The sequence below is a fragment of the Streptomyces sp. CBMA29 genome, from assembly GCF_014596445.1.
Lineage (GTDB): Bacteria > Actinomycetota > Actinomycetes > Streptomycetales > Streptomycetaceae > Actinacidiphila.
This window is the reverse complement of sequence record NZ_MECL01000083.1, coordinates 57,189-74,685: the sequence shown is the minus strand read 5'-3', so window position 1 is coordinate 74,685 and position 17,497 is coordinate 57,189. Positions and strand designations below refer to the sequence as shown.

Annotated in this window: 17 protein-coding genes; 11 read left to right on the top strand and 6 right to left on the bottom strand. The window is 72.3% G+C overall.

The annotated features are described in order from the left end of the window. Positions 1-32: 32 nt before the first annotated feature. Positions 33-1,196 (bottom strand): 4-hydroxybenzoate 3-monooxygenase, encoded by a 1,164-nt coding sequence (locus BGM09_RS12960; protein WP_188281729.1) that lies wholly within the window; start codon positions 1,194-1,196, stop codon positions 33-35. 277 nt (positions 1,197-1,473) lie between these two features. Here BGM09_RS12960 and BGM09_RS12955 point away from each other — a divergent pair, with 277 nt between their 5' ends. Next, positions 1,474-2,022 (top strand): isochorismatase family protein, encoded by a 549-nt coding sequence (locus BGM09_RS12955; protein ID WP_188281681.1) that lies wholly within the window; start codon positions 1,474-1,476, stop codon positions 2,020-2,022. Between the two features lie 118 nt (positions 2,023-2,140). On the opposite strand, the gene BGM09_RS12950 is transcribed toward BGM09_RS12955, so the two are convergent. After that, positions 2,141-2,893: an SGNH/GDSL hydrolase family protein gene (locus BGM09_RS12950; RefSeq protein ID WP_188281728.1), complete on the bottom strand. Its 753-nt coding sequence runs from the start codon at positions 2,891-2,893 to the stop codon at positions 2,141-2,143. Between the two features lie 662 nt (positions 2,894-3,555). Here BGM09_RS12950 and BGM09_RS12945 point away from each other — a divergent pair. Next, positions 3,556-3,963: a nitroreductase/quinone reductase family protein gene (locus tag BGM09_RS12945; protein WP_411158298.1), complete on the top strand. Its 408-nt coding sequence runs from the start codon at positions 3,556-3,558 to the stop codon at positions 3,961-3,963. Positions 3,964-3,987: 24 nt separating this feature from the next. Here the strand turns inward: BGM09_RS12945 and BGM09_RS12940 are convergent, their stop codons facing one another. After that, entirely contained in the window at positions 3,988-4,518 is a 531-nt protein-coding gene (locus BGM09_RS12940; RefSeq protein ID WP_188281680.1) for a MarR family winged helix-turn-helix transcriptional regulator, read from the bottom strand. Between the two features lie 40 nt (positions 4,519-4,558). On the opposite strand from BGM09_RS12940, the gene BGM09_RS12935 reads away from it, so the two are divergent. After that, positions 4,559-5,500, top strand: a complete 942-nt coding sequence (locus BGM09_RS12935; protein WP_188281679.1) for an EamA family transporter — start codon at positions 4,559-4,561, stop codon at positions 5,498-5,500. Here the strand turns inward: BGM09_RS12935 and BGM09_RS12930 are convergent. Together BGM09_RS12930 and BGM09_RS12925 are read right to left on the bottom strand one after the other, a co-directional pair. Further along, positions 5,478-6,350 (bottom strand): hypothetical protein, encoded by an 873-nt coding sequence (locus BGM09_RS12930; protein ID WP_188281678.1) that lies wholly within the window; start codon positions 6,348-6,350, stop codon positions 5,478-5,480. The two genes, BGM09_RS12935 and BGM09_RS12930, sit on opposite strands and share 23 nt — an antisense overlap. Next, a complete protein-coding gene (locus BGM09_RS12925) occupies positions 6,347-7,117 on the bottom strand; it encodes an SDR family NAD(P)-dependent oxidoreductase (protein WP_188281677.1) in 771 nt (256 codons plus the stop codon). The genes BGM09_RS12930 and BGM09_RS12925 overlap by 4 nt, the downstream gene beginning before the upstream one ends. A 497-nt stretch (positions 7,118-7,614) precedes the next feature. On the opposite strand from BGM09_RS12925, the gene BGM09_RS12920 reads away from it, so the two are divergent. The 5 genes from BGM09_RS12920 (at position 7,615) to BGM09_RS12900 (ending at position 13,894) form a co-directional block, all read left to right on the top strand. Continuing rightward, positions 7,615-10,497: a non-ribosomal peptide synthetase gene (locus BGM09_RS12920; protein ID WP_188281676.1), complete on the top strand. Its 2,883-nt coding sequence runs from the start codon at positions 7,615-7,617 to the stop codon at positions 10,495-10,497. Beyond that, positions 10,494-11,453: an NAD-dependent epimerase/dehydratase family protein gene (locus BGM09_RS12915; protein ID WP_188281675.1), complete on the top strand. Its 960-nt coding sequence runs from the start codon at positions 10,494-10,496 to the stop codon at positions 11,451-11,453. The genes BGM09_RS12920 and BGM09_RS12915 overlap by 4 nt, the downstream gene beginning before the upstream one ends. Continuing rightward, positions 11,440-11,841, top strand: coding sequence for a nuclear transport factor 2 family protein (locus BGM09_RS12910; RefSeq protein ID WP_188281674.1), 402 nt, complete (start codon positions 11,440-11,442; stop codon positions 11,839-11,841). The genes BGM09_RS12915 and BGM09_RS12910 overlap by 14 nt, the downstream gene beginning before the upstream one ends. Positions 11,842-11,854: 13 nt before the next feature. Beyond that, complete coding sequence (gene pheA, locus BGM09_RS12905) at positions 11,855-12,790, top strand: prephenate dehydratase (RefSeq protein ID WP_188281673.1); 936 nt, start codon at positions 11,855-11,857, stop codon at positions 12,788-12,790. Positions 12,791-12,859: 69 nt separating this feature from the next. Continuing rightward, positions 12,860-13,894, top strand: a complete 1,035-nt coding sequence (locus BGM09_RS12900) for a methyltransferase (RefSeq protein ID WP_188281672.1) — start codon at positions 12,860-12,862, stop codon at positions 13,892-13,894. A gap of 506 nt (positions 13,895-14,400) precedes the next feature. Here the strand turns inward: BGM09_RS12900 and BGM09_RS12895 are convergent. Then, positions 14,401-15,381 carry a LysR family transcriptional regulator gene (locus BGM09_RS12895; protein ID WP_188281671.1) on the bottom strand — a complete coding sequence of 327 codons (981 nt, stop codon included), beginning with the start codon at positions 15,379-15,381 and terminating at the stop codon, positions 14,401-14,403. Positions 15,382-15,523: 142 nt separating this feature from the next. Here BGM09_RS12895 and BGM09_RS12890 point away from each other — a divergent pair, with 142 nt between their 5' ends. The 3 genes from BGM09_RS12890 to BGM09_RS12880 are packed head-to-tail and all read left to right on the top strand — an operon-like array spanning position 15,524 to position 17,389. Continuing rightward, entirely contained in the window at positions 15,524-16,459 is a 936-nt protein-coding gene (locus tag BGM09_RS12890; RefSeq protein WP_188281670.1) for an LLM class flavin-dependent oxidoreductase, read from the top strand. Then, positions 16,456-16,989 carry a hemerythrin domain-containing protein gene (locus BGM09_RS12885; protein ID WP_188281669.1) on the top strand — a complete coding sequence of 178 codons (534 nt, stop codon included), beginning with the start codon at positions 16,456-16,458 and terminating at the stop codon, positions 16,987-16,989. Before BGM09_RS12890 ends, BGM09_RS12885 begins: the two co-directional genes overlap by 4 nt. Positions 16,990-17,035: 46 nt before the next feature. Further along, positions 17,036-17,389, top strand: coding sequence for a DoxX family protein (locus tag BGM09_RS12880; protein ID WP_188281668.1), 354 nt, complete (start codon positions 17,036-17,038; stop codon positions 17,387-17,389). The last annotated feature ends 108 nt before the right edge of the window (positions 17,390-17,497 follow it).

Sequence of the window (17,497 nt, the reverse complement as noted above, 5' to 3'; positions counted from 1 at the left end):
GGGTGGGCGGCCGGGGCGGCGGGCCGGAGCGGCTAGACGCCGACGTAGTGCTCGGCGAACCAGTCCTGCTGGCTGCGCGACGTGCGCAACGAGGCGAGGCGGGCGCGGCGCAGGGAGTTGTGGAACAGCGACTCGCCGTCCGCGCCGGACGGACCGTGCAGCAGCCCGATCATCCAGTGCGAGAACTCCTGCGCCCGCCAGATGTGCGTCAGGCAGCGCGCCGAATAGGCGTCGAGGCCGCGCGGGTCCCCGGCCGTGAGATCGGCGGTCAGGGCGTCGGCCAGGACCGCCGCTTCGAGTACGGCCAGATTGGCGCCCTTCGCGGCCGACGGGCTGATCAGACCGGCGGCGTCGCCGACGAGGAACAGCGCGCCGTGGCGCAGGGGTTCGAGCACGTCGGACGTCAGGTCGACGACGGACCGCTGGACGAACCGGCCGCGCAGCAGCGGCCCGAACTCCTTCGCCCGCATGCGCAGTTCCAGCTCGTCCCAGATCCGCTCCGCCGACCAGGCGTCGGCCGGGGCGCCGCGCTCGTACTGGAGGTAGTAGCGGGTGACCTCACTGGTCCTGGCCATGTGCCCGGCGAACCCGCGCTCGTGCACCGCGTATCCGACGGCGTCCAGGCTGGGCGGCGCCTCGGCGAGCAGGCCGAGCCAGGTCACGCCGTGATCGCGGTGGTGGCGGACGACGCCGGGCGGCAGCGAACGCCGGGCGGCGCCGTGCCGCCCGTCGCAACCCGCCACGTACCGCGCCCGCCACAGGCCCGGCCGTCCGTCGGCCTCGCGCACGACGACCTCGGGCCGCTCGCTGTCGACGTCGCGTACGGCCACGGCCTCGGTGCCGAAACGAATCTGCCCGCCGCGTTCCAGGAACCGGGCCGACAGGTCGCTCACCAGGTCCTGTTGGGGGTAGACGGTGTGCGGCTCGCGCTGCCCGAGCGCGCCGTAGTCCAGCCGGAACCGGCCGTCCTCGGTACGGAACTCGCAGGTGCTGTGGGGCTGCCCGCGCCGCCGCAACCCCTCGGCGAGGCCGTGCCGTTCGAGAATCCGTACGGTGTTGGCCGCCAGGAATCCGGCGCGCGCACGGGTCCGTACCTGCGCGGCCTCGGCCCGTTCCAGGACGACGCAGTCGATCCCCCGGTCCGCAAGGATGTTGCCGAGCACGAGCCCGGCGGGACCGGCCCCGAGGACGACCACGCCGGTCGCGTGGCCGCCCGCCCCGGTCGCGTGGCCGGCCGGTCGCCGCCGGCTCTTCCCGTCTGTCACGGAACCAGATACTAGGTGGCTGAAAATCGCCGTTCGTGCCGGAATCACCTGAATGCGCGGCTCGAAACGGCAAAGAGATCGTCGGGCCCGTTGTCGGTGGTGGGGGTTACGGTGGACGGAGATCGGCACAGAGCGTGACGACGCAGGCGTGACGCGCGGTGCGACACAGAGCGTGAGCAGAACGGCGCGTGAGCAAGGGGGAAAGACCATGACCACTCTCAGGAACCGGCCGCACACCGCACTCCTCGTGGTGGACTCGCAGGTGGGCGTGCTCAACGGCTGCCACGAACGTGACGCGGTGGTCGCCAACATCGCCGCGCTCGTCGCGCGGGCACGGGAGAAACAGACCCCGGTGGTCTGGGTCCAGGACTCCGGCGAGGACAGGACGAAGGGCAGCGAGCCGTGGCGGATCGCGCCCGAACTGGGTGCGGACGACGCCGAGCCGCACATCGACAAGGCGTACGGCGACTCCTTCGAGGACACCGACCTGGAGGAGGTCCTGGCCGGTCTCGGCGTCGGGCGCCTGCTCGTCGTCGGCGGCCAGACCGACGCGTGCATCCGCTCCACGCTGCACGGCGCGCTCGTGCGGGGATACGACACGACGCTGGTCGGCGACGCCCACACGACGGAGGATCTGACCGAGTGGGGCGCGCCGCCCCCGGCCCAGGTGATCGCCCACACCAATCTCTACTGGAGCTTTCAGGCGGCCCCCGGCCGCACGGCGGGGACGGTCACGACGAAGGACGTCGACTTCTGAGGCCGCCGCCGCCGCGACGTGCGTACGCGAAGGCCCCCTGCCCGGTGGGGGGTTGAGCGGGCGGGGGGCCTTCGGCCGGAGCGGGGCGGCTGTCAGCCGACGCCGTCAGCCGGTGCCGTCAGTCGTTGGCGTTGAGCACCGGCAGGTAGCCGTTGGAGTGACCTGTTGCGGTCGGGTGGTACGACTCCCAACTCGGCGAGATGACCAGCGAGTGGAGGTAGGCGTCGCCCGAGCACAGCTCGTGGCCCTTGAACGTCGAGCGGACGTCACCGAAGGAGAAGCCGTGCGCGGCGGCGCGGGCGGCGGTGGTGGTGTCGAGCACGTCGGCGGCCTCGTCGATCTTGGCGTGCTTGGTGGCGCTGAGACCGATGCAGAAGGTGTTCAGGGTGTACATGTCGGGGTAGCCCAGGACGACGACGTGCGCCGAGGGGGCCTTGGCGTGGATCGCGTTGTAGACCGCGTCGAGGCGGCCGGGCAGCGTGTTCCTGACGAAGTTCTCCGCCGTGTTCACCCGGTTGACGCAGTCGCTGTCGGAGCCGGTCACGCAGGTGGTCATGACGTCGGAGAAGCCCGCGTCGTTGCCGCCGATGGTGAGGGTGACCAGGCCGGTGGAGGAGTTGAGCGGGCCGAGCTGGTTGTTCAGCACGTCCGAGGTCACCGCGCCGGAACAGGCGGTGTCGGCGAAGGAGGACGGGGCGTGCGCGTTCTTCCACAAGTACGGGTACGCGCTGAAGCTGCGGTGACAGTCGCCGCTGGCGCTGTCGTAGTTTCCCGCGCCGTTTCCGGCCGAGTACGAGTCGCCCAGGGCGACATAGGCGGGGCCTGCGGCGTGGGCCGGGCTGACGCCCACGAGGGCCAGGGCGGCGCCCATGACCAACGTGGCCAGCACGGACAGGGACTTGGTGCGGTTCACGGAACCTCCATCGGCGGGACGATCGCTTCAGCGGTCACTTCAGCAACGAGCTGCGCCGAGGTGCACTGATGTGGGCATGTCAAGATGGCTCTGAGCGGTAGACCGCGATGGCGGTGACGGTGGGGGGTGAGGGTGGGGGCGTGAGGGTGAGTGGGGGGACGGGGTAACGCTCTGATCTCTGACTGCACGGGGTGTGGCATCGAGCGGCTCCAGCGTCAACGGCCCTGCTGTCGTAAGGATCTACGCGCGAAGAACGCCGCGGGAATCATCCCCAAGGATTTGGCTTCGCCAAACATGCTCACGTCAACCCACACCACATCAGCACCATCCCGCCATCCGGCGACGGTTCCGTGTCCACCGAGCGTCCGGTGTGTGCGAATCCGCTGCCGCGGGGGTGTTCGTCGGGGGTGGTGGGTTGCCGGGGGGCGGGCGGGGTTTGTGCTGGGCGGGTCCGCGTCCGGTGTGTGCGAATCCGCTGCCGCGGGGGTGTTGGCCGGGGGTGGTGGGTTGCCGGGGGGCGGGCGGGGTTTGTGCTGGGCGGGTCCGCGCCTGGTGTGTGCGGATCGGCTGTCGCGGGGGGTAGAAGTGGGGGTGTTGGGTTGGTGCGGGTGGATGAGGGAGTGGTGGGTGTGGCGGGTCGTGGGCTGGTGGTCTGGGGGCAGCGGTGGGTGGTGAATCCGGTGGCGCGGCGGACGGCGGCGTTCACGCCGGGGGCGGCGGTGGTGGAGACGACCGGCCGGGTGTCCGGGCTGCCCCGGCGGACGCCGGTGGGGGGTGCGCTGGAGGGCACCACGTTCTGGTGGGTCAGTGAATTCGGCCGGCAGTCGCAGTACGTGCGGAACATCGAGGCGGACCCGCGCGTACGCGTGCAGATCAAGGGCACGTGGCACGCCGGTACGGCCGCCCTCGTGGACGACGACGACCCGCGTGAACGGCTGAAGCGGTTGCCGAGGTTCAACAGCGCGGCGGTCCGGGTGTTCGGGACCAACCTGCTCACGATGCGCGTCGACCTCGACCCGGAGGGCTGAACCCGTTCCTGACGACGGACCGGGTCACGCGCCGGGCGGTTCGACCCGGGCCAGCCACTTCGTCAGCAGGGCTTCGAGCTGGGCGGCCTCGTCGCCGGTCAGGGCGCCGAGCAGGCGGCGCTCGTTGGCCATGTGGGCCGTGAAGGCGCGGTCGATGACCTGGCGGCCGTGCGCGGTGAGCGCGACCACCCGGCCGCGGCCGTCGAGTTCGCTGGGGCGGCGGGTCGCCAGGCCCGCGCGCTCCAGGCGGTCGATCCGTTTGGTCATCGCGCCGGTGGTGACCATGGTGTGCTCGGCCAGCTCCGAGGGCGCCCGCTCGAAGGGCGCGCCCGCACGGCGCAGCGCGGCCAGGACGTCGAAGTCGCCCTCGCCGAGGCCGTGTTCGCGGTAGACGACGCACAGCTCCTCGGTGAGGCGGCCCGCGAGCCGGTGCAGCCTGCCGATGACACCCTGCGGCCGTACGTCCACATCGGGCCGTTCGCGGGCCCACTCCCGCTGGATCCGGGCGACGTGATCGGGCGGTTCAGGCGAGTCCGGCGGTCTGCGTGCGGTCATGCCCTCCACAATACCTTCCGAGGAAGCTACATTAGCTTCCATGGAAGCTAATGTGCGGTGGTCCCTCGTCACGGCCGTCGCCCCGGTCGCCTGGGGCACGACGTACTACGTCACCCGCGAGGCGCTGCCCGCCGACTACCCGCTGTACGGCGCGGTGCTGCGCGCCCTGCCCGCGGGGCTGCTCCTGCTGGCGGTCCGCAGGCGGGCGCCGCACGGCGCGTGGTGGTGGAAGTCGCTGGTGCTCGGCACGCTCAACATGGGCGCGTTCTTCGCGCTCGTGTACGTCGCCGCGCAGCTCCTGCCGACCAGCGTCGCGTCCACCGTCATGGCCACCTCGCCGGTCGTGATGACGCTGCTCGCCTGGCCGCTGCTGTCCGAACGCCCGCGCGCGCTGCCGCTGCTCGGCGCCTGCGTCGGCATCGCGGGCGTGTGCCTGATGGTGCTCGACGGCGCGGACGGCATCGACCCGCTCGGCCTGCTCGCGTCCGTCGCCGCCATGGCGATGTCGTCGATCGGCTACATCCTGGCCAAGCGCTGGGGCGGCGCCGTGGACGTCCTGTCCTCCACGGCCTGGCAGCTCGTCGCGGGCGCGCTCGTCCTGCTGCCGGTCGCCGCCGCGGCCGAGGGCGCGCCGCCCGCCCTGGACGGCCGCGCGCTGCTGGGCTTCGGCTACGTCACCACGGTCGGTACGGCCGTCGCCTTCGCCGCCTGGTTCACCGGCCTGCGGCACCTCACGGCGGCCGGGGTCGGGCTGATCGGCCTGCTCAACCCGGTCACCGGCGTCCTGCTCGGGACGCTGGTCGCGGCCGAGACGCTGGGCGCGCAGCAGTGGGGCGGCCTGGCGCTCGTCCTGGCCGGCGTCCTGACCGGGCAGCCGGTGACGGCGCGGGCGGTACGGCTCGCCAGCCGCGTACGCCGTGCCCGCAGGGAACGTCATGAGGGCGGCCCGCGGCCCGCGGCTACTTCCGGAGCGCGCCCATGATGTTGCGCGCCGTCTCGATCAGCGCGGGCTGGTACTGGAGGAGGTCGGGGGAGAGCGGATAGGAGCCGCCGTCGAGGCCGTTGAGGGTGTCCTCGGAAACGTTGACGTCGCTGTAGGCGTTGAACCTGAGCGAGATGACCGCGCCGCCGTGCAGGATCTTCAGCTCCTGGCCCTCGTCGCTGCGCGTGAGGAAATACGCCTGGTCGCCGAGCCCCGGCACCGACGAGACCTCGCTCGCGGTCTGGAGGCTGCCGGTCATCATCCGCACCTGGTCCTCGAATTCGACGCGGGGATCGGTCTGTTTGTGCAGGTCGACGGCGACGTCGACGATGTAGGACATCGTGGCGCCCCGCGCGTACGGCGCCTGGGTGGAGAAGTCGCAGGCGACCTGGTCGAGGGCGGAGCCGAGGTGCCGCATCGCGGGCGAGGACGTCTCGGGCGTCCCCACGGAGAGCGTCCCCGGGCTGTTGGCCCGGACGGCGGCGGTCAGCGGCTGGAGGGTCGCGCCCTCGCAGGGGCTGTCGGCGACGTGGTACCCGTGCAGGTCCGGCAGGTCGCTGTGGCCCCGGTCGTACACGAACAGGCCGCCCGTCCACAGCGCGGAGGTGACGACGGCCGCGCCGAGCACCCACACCCACGGCGGTCGTACGCGGGAGGCGGCGGCCGGCGGCGGGCCGCCCTCGGAACCGCCCTCGGAACCGCCTTCGAAGTCCACGACGAGGTCGGCCGCGCGGCCCGAGGCGCCGGGCCCGTCGGCCGTATCGGCGGCGTCGGCCGCGCCGAGCACCCCGTAGTCCAGCTCGCCGCGCTTGCTGGGGTCGCCGCCCGTCAGCTCCGGCTCGGATATCACTGCGGCTCCTCACGGTGCACCTTGTAGTTGCTGGCCTGCGCGCGCGGGCGCAGCACCAGGAGGTCGACGTTCACGTGCGCGGGCCGGGTGACCGCCCAGGAGACGGTGTCGGCCACGTCGTCGGCGGTCAGCGGCTCGGCGACGCCCGCGTAGACGGCGGCGGCGCGGTCGGCGTCACCGCGGAAGCGGGTCAGGGCGAACTCGTCGGTACGCACCATGCCGGGCGCGATCTCGATGACGCGCACCGGCTTGCCGCTCAGCTCCAGGCGCAGCGTCTCGGCGATCACGTGCGCGCCGTGCTTGGCGGCCACGTAACCGCCGCCGCCCTCGTACGTGGCCAGGCCCGCGGTCGAGGACAGCACGACGACGGTGCCGTCACCTGAGGCGGTCAGCGCGGGCAGCAGCGCCTGCGTCACGTTGAGCACGCCCAGCACATTGACCTCGAACATCGCCCGCCAGTCGGCCGGGTCCGCGGTGGCCACCGGCTCGGTGCCGACAGCGCCGCCCGCGTTGTTCACCAGGACGTGCACCGGCGGGTACTGGTCCAGGCCCGCCGCGAACGCGTCCACGGCGGCCCGGTCCGTGACGTCCAGCCCGTACACCGACGCCGAACTCCCCTGCTCCGTCAGCTCCTTGGCCAGCGCCTCCAGCCGGTCCGCGCGGCGCGCGGTGAGCACGACATGGAAGCCCGCCTCGGCGAGTTTGCGCGCGGTGGCGGCACCGATGCCGCTGCTCGCGCCGGTGACCACTGCGGTACGGGGGCTCATGTCGTGCTGCCTTCCACGGACGGTGCCTGCTGGGTGTCTGCCCTGGGCATCAGCAGCATAAGCGGCCGGTCGCGGGGGCCCAGCGGGTGGCGCTGTGCGGTCGGGCGGGTGCGTCACGTGTTTTCGGCCAGCGCCGCCGCGTTGTGGCTCATCTCACGTGGAGCGCCGCCAACTGCGGAATTCATGCTTCGCGGCAGTCGCGTCCGGCTGCTTTGAGCCATGTAGCCCCGGCCGCCTTGAATGCGCGGTGAGCGACCTCTTAAAGTTCAACCATCGACCTCACCCAGTGTTTCGGAAATAATCCGCGCTGGCCGGTTCTCTCAATGTCGAGTGTTTCCGGAAGTTTGCCCGAGGTACCTCCTTCGTTACCCCTGTGCTACATCGGTACGGTGCCGGCGTCACGCCTTCGCCGGTCAACTGTGCTGCTCAGGGGCTTGCTTGCTGACACGGATTCCCTCGGTGAACCGGACAGTGCGACGAAAGGACCCGGCACAGCCATGTCCAATGCGCCGCGATTACGCGAGGCTTCGGAAAATCCCGCCGCCGACGAGAACGTCCGCAATATCGCGCACTTGCTGCTGCGCGCCGCGGAAAAGCACCAGGACTCGGGCATCCGCTACTGTCACGGAATGGCCGGTGAATCCACCCGGCTCCAGACGTACCCGCAATTAGTGGACGACGCGCGCCGGTCGCTCACCGGACTGCGCGCACACGGACTGCGCGCGGGCGACAAGGTCGCGCTGCTGGTGGAGCGCCCGCACGAATTCCTCACCGTCTTCTGGGCCTGTCTGCTCGGCGGACTCGTGCCCTGCCCGCTGGTGCCGCTGCGCGGCGACCCGGAGCGCTGGGCGGCCCAACTGGCGCACGTCGACCAGTTGCTCGACAAGCCGCTGCTGATCGCCGACGAGGCGCTGGCCGCCGAACTCCCGCAGGTGCCGGGCCTGTCGGCCGTACCGCTGGAAGGGCTGCGCGGGCACGAGCCCGCCGGGGAGCTGTACGACGCCGAGCCCGGTGAGCTGGCGCTGCTGGTGCTGACCTCGGGTTCGACCGGCAACTCCAAGGCTGTGATGCTCACCCACGCCAATCTGCTGGCGTCGATGGCGGGCAAGAACGGCTTCCACCGCCTCACCCCCGCCGACACCTCGCTGAACTGGGTGTCCTTCGACCATGTCGCGGCGCTGCTGGAGTGCCACCTGCTGCCGCTGTACGCGGGGGCGCTCCAACTCCACGTCGAGCCGCAGGTGGTGCTCAAGGAGCCGCTGGACTTCCTGCGGCTGCTCTCCCGCCACCGGGTCACCATGACCTTCACGCCCAACTTCCTGCTGGGCCTGGTCAACGCGGCCGTGAGCGGGGCACCCACGATCGCGCCCGCCGCGACCGAGACCGCGACCGGCGGCGAACCGCTCGACCTGTCCCGCCTGCGCCACATCATCAGCGGCGGCGAGGCCATCGTGTGCGCCACCGGCCGTACCTTCCTCGACGAGCTGGCCCCGTACGGCCTGTCGTCCTTCGCGCTGTGGCCCGCCTTCGGGATGACCGAGACGTGCGCGGGCAGCGTCTACTCCACCGGCTTCCCCGAACTGGACGCGGGGCAGGAGTTCGCCAACCTCGGACTGCCCGTGGAGGGCCTGGCCATCCGGGTGGCGGACGAGGAGAGCCACCGGCCGCTGGCGGAGGGGCAGGTCGGTGAACTCCAGCTCCGCGGGCCGATGATCACCGGCGGCTACTACAACAACGGCAAGGCCACCGCCGACGCGTTCACCGCTGACGGCTGGTTCCGCAGCGGCGACCTCGGCCGGATCGACAGCGGACGGCTCACCCTGGTGGGCCGCAGCAAGGACAGCGTCATCGTCAACGGCGTCAACTACTACAGCCACGACATCGAGACCGCCCTGGAGCAACTGGACGGTGTCGCGCGCTCGTTCGTCGCGGCCTTCCCCACCCGCGTGCCCGGCGCCGACACCGAACAGCTCGTCGTCGCCTTCCATCCCGAGATCCCCGCCGACGACGAGGCCGGGCTGTTCCGGCTGCTCACCGCCGTCCGCTCCACCGTCGTCATGCACTGGGGCTTCCGTCCCGCGCTGCTGCTGCCGCTGCCCGAGAGCGCCTTCCCCAAGACCAGCCTCGGCAAAATCCAGCGGGCGCTGCTCCGTAAGCGCCTGGAGAAGGGCGACTTCGCCGCCGCCACCGCGGCCGTACAGGAGCTGACCGCACGTCAACTCGGCGGATACACCGCCCCCGAGGGCGAGACCGAGTGGCAACTGGCCGCGATCTACGCCGAGATGTTCGACACCACCGCCGACCGGATCAGCGCCACGGCCAGCTTCTTCGACCTCGGCGGCACCTCGCTGGACATCCTGCGGCTGCGGCTCAGCGTCGCCCGGCGGCTCGGCGCCGCCGACCTCCAGATCATCACCGTGCTGACCGCCCCCACCGTCCGCGGCCTGGCCGCCAGGATCACCGCCGACCTCGCGGCCGGGGCCACCGCGGGCGGGGACACCACGCCCGGCGAGCGGCCGTACGACCCGATCGTCCCCATGCAGCTCAGCGGCGGCAAGACCCCGCTGTTCTGCGTGCACCCCGGCGTCGGCGAAGTCCTCGTCTTCGTCAACCTCGCCAAGTACTTCGTGGCCGACCGGCCCTTCTACGCGCTGCGCGCCCGCGGCTTCAACCGCGGCGAGAAGCCCTTTGCCACCTTCGCGGAGATGGTCGCCACCTACGTGGACGCGATCCGCGCCAAGCAGCCGCACGGGCCGTACGCGGTCGCGGGCTACTCCTACGGCGGCGCGGTCGCCTTCGAGATCGCCAAGACCCTTGAGGCGCAGGGCGAACGCGTCGACTTCGTCGGCAGCTTCAACCTCCCGCCGCACATCAAGTACCGCATGGAAGAACTGGACTTCGTCGAGACCGCCGCCAACCTCGCCTTCTTCCTGGCCCTGATCAACAAGAAGCAGTCGCTGGAGATCCCCGGCACCCTGCGCGGGCTGCCCCGCGAACGGCAGCTCCAGCACTTCATCGACATCGCCCCCGCCGACCGGCTCGCCGAACTCGACCTGACGGCAGAGAAGTTCGCCGCCTGGGCCGAACTCGCCGACGGCCTCACGGACCTGGGCCGCGGCTACCAGCCGAGCGGCACCACCCGCTCGATGAAGGTCTTCTACGCCGTTCCGCTGCGCGGCACCAAGCAGGACTGGCTGGAGAACGAACTGCGCCGCTGGGACGACTACACCACCGGGCCCAACGACTACATCGACGTGCCGGGCGAGCACTACACGCTGATGGGCCCGCAGCACGTCGCCGCCTTCCAGGCCATCCTGCGCCGTGAACTCGACAAGGCGATGGGCGACGCCGACGACACGATCGGGGACGTGACACCGTGAAGGGCAAGAAGATCCTGGTCACCGGCGGCACGGGGCAGGTCGCCAGGCCCGTCGCCGAAGCGCTCGCCGCCGACAACGACGTCTGGTGTCTCGGCCGCTTCGGGACCCCTGGCGTCGCCGCCCAACTCACCGCGAGCGGCATCACCACCTTCCGCTGGGACATGGACGACCTCGGCCCCGACACCCTCAAGGGCCTCCCCGACGACTTCACCCACGTCGTCCACTGCGCCGTCCGGCGCGGCGAGGACGGCGACTTCAACGCCGCCGTCGCCGTCAACTCCATCGCCGCGGGGCGGCTGATGACCCACTGCCGCGCCGCCGACGCGTTCTTGTACGTGTCCACCGGCGCGCTCTACGCCCGCCAGACCCTCGACCACCGCTACACCGAGACCGACCCGGTCGACGGCAGGGCCGACTGGCTGCCCGCGTACCCGGTCGGGAAGATCGCCGCCGAGGGCACCGTCCGCGCCTTCGGCCAGGTGCTCGGCCTGCCGACCACCATCGCCCGGCTCAACATCGCCTACGGGCCCGGCGGTTACGGCGGCGTCCCGATGCTCTACTTCAAGCGGATGCTGGCCGGCGAGCCGATCCCCGTCCCCGTCGAGGGCCAGAACTGGTGCTCGCTCTTGCACACCGACGACCTCGTACGCCAGGTCCCGCGCCTGTGGGAGGCCGCCGCCGTCCCCACCACGCTCGTCAACTGGGGCGGTGACGAAGCGGTCGGCATCACCGACTGCGTGCGGTACCTGGAGGAGCTGACCGGGATCACCGCCACGCTCGTACCGTCCGAAGTCACCCGCGAGACCTACCAGTTCGACCCGGCGCTGCGCCGCGAGCTGACCGGCCCCTGCGAGGTCGGCTGGCGCGACGGCATCCGCCGCACACTGGCCGCGATGTACCCCGGGCGCCTGCGCGAGCACAGCGCCGGGGAGGTGGGCGCCGGTGTCCAGGCGTAGCAACTCCGAGGCGGTCCGGGCCGCTTACCGCGCCTTCGCGGAACGCGACGTCGAAGGGCTGCTGGCGACCCTGCACCCGGACGTCGACTGGGTGCATCCGGACGGGATGGACGTCTACGGACTCGGCGGTACGAAGAAGGGGCACGCGGGCGTCAAGGAATTCCTCGCCCACGTCCCCACCGTCCTGGGCGGAATGCGCCTGGAACCAATGGAGTTCATCGAGTCCGGCGACCGGATCGTGGTCTTCGGCATCCGGCACGTCACGTCGCTGACGGGCCACACCGAGACCCTTCAGTTCGTCCACTCCTGGACGATGCGCGACGGCCGGGCCACCGCCATGGAGGACATCTTCGACACCGTCCTCTTCCACCGCCTCATCGAGAGCTGAGGGAGCGGCCCTCATGAGGTACGCCTATCTGGGGCCCGAGGGCACCTTCACCGAGACGGCGCTGCGCTCCGCGCTCGGCGCGGTGCCGGTGCCGGGTCCGGGTCCGGTGTGCGAGCCGTACCCGACCGTCGCCGACGCCCTGGACGCCGTGCGGCGCGGCCACTGCGCCGCCGCGATGGTGCCGGTGGAGAACTCCCTGAAGGGCGTGGTCCCCGCCACCCTCGACGGCTTCGCCGCCGCCACCGACGATCTGCACATCGTCGGCGAGACCGAACTGCGCGTCACCTTCGCGCTGTTGGGCCTGCCCGGCGCCCCACTCGACGGCGTCGAGCGGGTCCGCAGCCACCCGCACGCGCTCGCCCAGTGCGCCCGCTGGCTCGGCCTGAAGCTCCCGAACGCCGTGACGGAGGCGGCCGGTTCGACGGCGGGCGCCGCCCGCGACCTGGCCGGGTCCGGCGACCCGCGGGACGCGGCCGTCGCGGCGCCCGCCGTCGCCGAGCGGTACGGGCTGCGCGTGCTCGCCACCGACATCGGCGAGCGCGAGAACGCCGTGACCCGCTTCGTCATGGTCCGCCGCGCCGGGGCGCCGCCCGCCCGCACCGGCCGGGACCGTACGTCCCTGCTGGTGTCGGTCGGCGACGGCACACCGGCCGCGCTGCCCGGGATCCTGTCCGTCTTCTCGGCGGGACGCGTCAGCCTCGCGTGGGTCCAGGCGTGGCCGACCGGGCTGCGCCTGGGCACCTACCGCTTCTTCGTGGACGTCGAGGGCCATATCGACGACCAGCGGGTCCGCCGCGCCGTGGCCGCGCTCTCCGACGTCGGGGCGCGGGCCAGTTTCCTCGGCAGCTACCCGCGCGCGGGGGCTCGCGCCACGGCCGCCACGGCCGCCACGGCCTTCAGGCGCCGGGTGCCGCTGCCGTCACCGCCCTTCCCCGCCGTCGTGCTGTGACCCTGTGACCCTGTGACCCTGTGACCCGCCCGCCCGCGCCCTGTACCCCCACCCCAGGAAGGACACGCCGTGAGCACTGCGTCCCGCCCGCCCGTCGGCAACGCCCAGGACCGACTGGTCCAACTCGGCCTCGGATTCTGGCAGTCCAAGGTGCTGCTGACCGCCGTGGAGCTGGGGGTGTACTCGGACCTCGCCGCGCACGGCCCGGCCGACGCGTCCGCGCTCGCCGCCCGCCTCGGCCTGCACCCGCGCGGCGCCCGCGACTTCTTCGACAGCCAGGTCGCGCTCGGCCTGCTGGAGCGGACGGACGGGGTGTACGCGAACACGCCCGACACGGCGGCCTTCCTCGACCGCGCCCAGGACACGTACATCGGGGGCCTGTTGGAGATGGCGCAGGAGCAGTGGTACCAGTCCTGGGGGCACTTGACCGAGGCGCTGCGGACCGGCGAGCCGCAGAACAACGTCGGCGGGGCGGACGGCAACCCCTTCGATGTCCTGTACGCCGACGCGGAGTTGACCAGTCGCTTCCAGAAGGCGATGACCGGCGGTTCGCTCGCCGCCTCGCAGGCGCTGGCCGCCGCCTTCGCCTGGACGGACGTCACGAGCGTCGTGGACATCGGCTGCTCCGAGGGCATCCTGCTCAACACCGTACTGACCGCGCACCCGCACCTGCGCGGCACCGGCTTCGACCTTCCGGCCGTCGCGCCCACCTTCCACGAGACGGTACGGCGCGCCGGGCTCGGCGACCGGCTCCGCTTTGAGCCCGGCAGCTTCCTCACCGATGTCCTGCCGACCGCCGATGTCGTCGTCTTCGGCCGCGTCCTGCACGACTGGGACCTCGACACCAAGCGGATGCTCCTGAAGAAGGCGTACGAGGCCCTGCCGGACGGCGGCTCCGTCGTCGTCTACGAGTCGATGATCGACGACGACCGCCGCGTCAACGCCTTCGGCCTCCTCACCAGCCTCCACATGCTCCTCGAAAGCCCCGGCGGCTTCGACTACACCGGCGCCGACTGCGTCCGCTGGCTGGAGGAAACCGGCTTCACGTCCTGCTCCGCCCGCCCCCTCGACGGCCCGGTCGCCCTGGTAACCGCCCGCAAATAGCCCTCCGGGCAGGTGCGTGACGTCCGGCCCGCAGCCGAAACGGCCTGCGGCCGGGCTTGCGACGAGCGTGAGTCGGCCCCGGGCCGAGAGGCCGTCGCCGACGTGGGCGCGCGCGGCCTGCGACCGCCAACAGCCCCCGATACGGCCTCCGGCCGGCTCCGCACGCCCTGCTGGCCTTGCGACCAGCGCGAGTCGGCCGAGGCGCGAGCCTCGATGCCCGCCCCCCGGCCTGCGGCCGGGCTCGTGGTGCGTGCGGCCAGGCCGTTACGGCCCGCACCGGCCTGCGGGCGCATGGGCTTTGCGGCCAGCGGGGTTTGTTCGAGGCGCGGGCTTCGGCTCTGTCCCCGGCCGGGGGGCGTTCGCCGATGCGTCGGCGCACGGCGGCCAGGCCGTTACGGTTCGGCTGTCCGCGCTGTCCGCGCTGCCGCGGGGCATCGTCAGCGGACGCGGTCGAGGTGATGGCCTCGGTCTTCCCGGACGGGAGGACAGCCACCGCCGGATGGCGGTCAGTGGGGGTCAGCTGCGGCCGCAGCGGCGGCGGCTGCGGGCCGTCGTGGGGGGTCGGCGGCAGCCGGGGGGTGGGGGGTGACCAGGGATCGGACGGCGGTGAGGACGGCCGCGATCGAGGGGCACGCGAGGGTGCCGGTGCGGGCCACGAGGGTGACGTGGCGGGTGAGGGTCAGGGCGGCGGGGGTGACGCGGACGACGGGGAAGCCGGGGCGGTCGGGGACCAGGTCGGGGACGAGGGCGACGCCCCAGCCGTGGGAGACCAGGCCGAGGACGGCCTGCATGTCGTCGGTCTCGGCCACGGCGTCCGGGGCGAAACCGGCGCCGTGGCAGGCGTGCAGGGTCAGCCGGCCGAGCGCCGAGCCTTCGTCGTAGATCCACGGGTCACGGGCGAAGTCGGCCAGCGGCACCGCCGTCCCCGAGGCGCCCCGTTCCGCCAGCGGGTGGCCCGGCGGCACCGCGAGCCGGACGCGGTCACCCGCGACCGGCTCCTCGGTCAGCCCCGGCACGTCCGGCTCGGGGATCTGGTCGTAGCGGGAGGCGACGACGAGGTCGAGCTGATTGAGCCGCACGGCCTGCCGGGCCTCGCTCCTGCGGACGTCGTGCAAGGTGATCCGGAGGTTGGGATGGTCGCGCCGCAGCCCGGCCAGCACCGGCACGAGCAGCGCCGGGCCCTCGTGGAAGGGCATGCCGACCCGCAGGTCGCCGTAGACCTGGCCGCTGAATTCCAGCAACTCCGATTCGGCGGTCTCCAGTTGGGACAGGATGTCCTCGCCGTGCCTGACCAGCAGCCGGCCGACGGCGGTCAGCGTCGCCTTGCCGTTCGTCCGGTCGAGCAGCGGCACCCCGGTCTCCGCTTCGAGCGCCGACAGGTGCTGGGAGACCGCCGACCGCGTGTAGTTGAGCGCCTGCGCGGCCCCGGCGATCGAGCCGCGGGCCTCCACCTCGCGCAGCAGCAGCAGTTTCCTCACGTCCAGCACGCCGCAGCCCCTCCCGTCCCGGGCACCGTCAGTTTTCCTGACGCCCAGTGTCAATTACCGTCACGCCAACGGTACAGCGGGGGCCCGCGGCCGACGGCTTTAATGACAACGACTTCACGCCGAACTCCCGGAGAGACCACTCATGTCCGAGCCCGTGCCCGCACCCGCCCCGACGACCGCCGAGCGCGTCCACCCGCTGGAATTCGGCATCGCGCTGAACCCGGAGGCCGCCCGGATCGACGAGCTGATCCGGCTCGCCGAACTCGCCGACAGCCGCGGCTTCGAATTACTCGGCCTCATGGACCACCCCTACATGGGCGCCGCCCTGGAAGCGTGGACGCTGCTGTCCGTGCTCGCCGCCCGCACCGAGCGCATCCGGCTCTTTCCCGACGTGGCGAATCTCCCGCTGCGCCCGCCGGCCATGCTCGCCAAGGCCGCCGCCTCGCTCGACCTGATCAGCGGCGGCCGGGTCGAACTCGGCCTCGGCGCGGGAGCCGCGGCCGACCACGGCGGCGGCGGCATGGGCGGCCCGCGCCGCTCGCCCAAGGTCGCCATCGACGCCCTGGAGGAGGCCGTCGCGGTCATCCGCCGGGTGTGGGCGGCCGGGGACGCCCCCGCCGCGTACGAGGGCGAGCACTACCGCCTGGAGGGCGTCGTCCCCGGGCCCGCGCCCGCGCACCCGATCGGCATCTGGCTCGGCGCGTACCGGCCCCGGATGCTGGAGGTCACCGCGCGGCTCGGCGACGGCTGGCTGCCGAGCTTCCCCTACCTCGACCCGGCCGCGGTCATCGCGCTCAACCACCGTATGGACGAGGCCACTTCGGCCGCAGGACGCGCCCCGTCCGACGTCCGGCGGCTCTACAACATCATCGGCCGGATCGACGGGAACGGCGGCGCGCCCTTCAACGAGGGCAGCGCCGCGTGGACGGAACGGCTCACCGAACTGGTCCTCGACGGCGGCGTCAGCGCCTTCGTCCTGACCCCGATGGCCGACCACGCCCGGCAGATCGAGACCTTCCACGCCGAGGTCGTCCCGGCGGTCCGCGAAGCGGTGAGCAAGGAAGGCGCGAACCGATGAGCGCGCCCGAGACCCCGGGCACGGGCGGCGGCGGTACGGCCACCACGCCCGCGGGCCGCGCGATGGTCAGTACGCTGCTCGGCGCGCACGCCGCGCTGCGCCGCGACCTGGACTCGCTCGGCGAGGCCCTGCGGCTGCTCGCCGCGAAGGACCCGGCCGCGCTCGGCGAAGTCCACGCCCGCATGGACGACTTGACGCTGCGTCAAGCGGCCTGGCAGCTCAAGTCGTTCTGCGACATGTACTGCCAGACGGTGCACGCGCACCACTCCATCGAGGACTTCCGGATCTTCCCCGCGGTGCTGCGCATCGCCCCCGAGCTGGGCCCGGTGGTCGACAAGCTCACCGCGGACCACCTGGCGCTCGGCTCGCTGCTCGACGCGATGATCACGTCGGTCGGCGCGCTGCCCGACGCCGACTGGGCCCCGGCGCAGGACGCCGTCCGCGCGCTCGCCGACCACCTCGCGGCCCACCTGGACCTTGAGGAAGCGCACATCATCCCCCAGCTCGGCCGGCTGTCGAGCTGGATCTGACGGCCGTATGCGACCCCGTAAGCCTTCCCCTCACCCCGGAGCCCCGATGTTCGCCGTCACCGTCGTGCTGTCCCTCGTCCTGGCGCTGGTCTTCGCCGCGCTCGGCACCTTCAAGGTGATCAACCATCCGAAGGCGGCCGAGACCGCGGAGCACCTGGGCCTGTCCCTGCCCCTGTCCCGCGCCATCGGCCTGCTCGAAATCGCCGCCTGCGGCGGCCTGTTGATCGGTCTGGCCTGGGCCCCGCTCGGCGTCGCCGCCGCGACCGGCGCCGTCCTGCTGCTGATCGGCGCCACCGGCACCCACCTCAAGGTCCACGACCCGGCACCGGTCGCCGCCTTCCCCGCCGTCCTCGCGGTGCTGTCGGTGATCACCCTGATCCTCCGCCTCAAGACGGCGTGACCCAAGTCGGCGTGATCAAGACGGTGACGACGGCCTGATTACGGCGCCGCCGCCCCCGCGGGGTACGGTCGCCGCGACGGTACGGCGTCCGCCTCCGCGGGCGCAGCC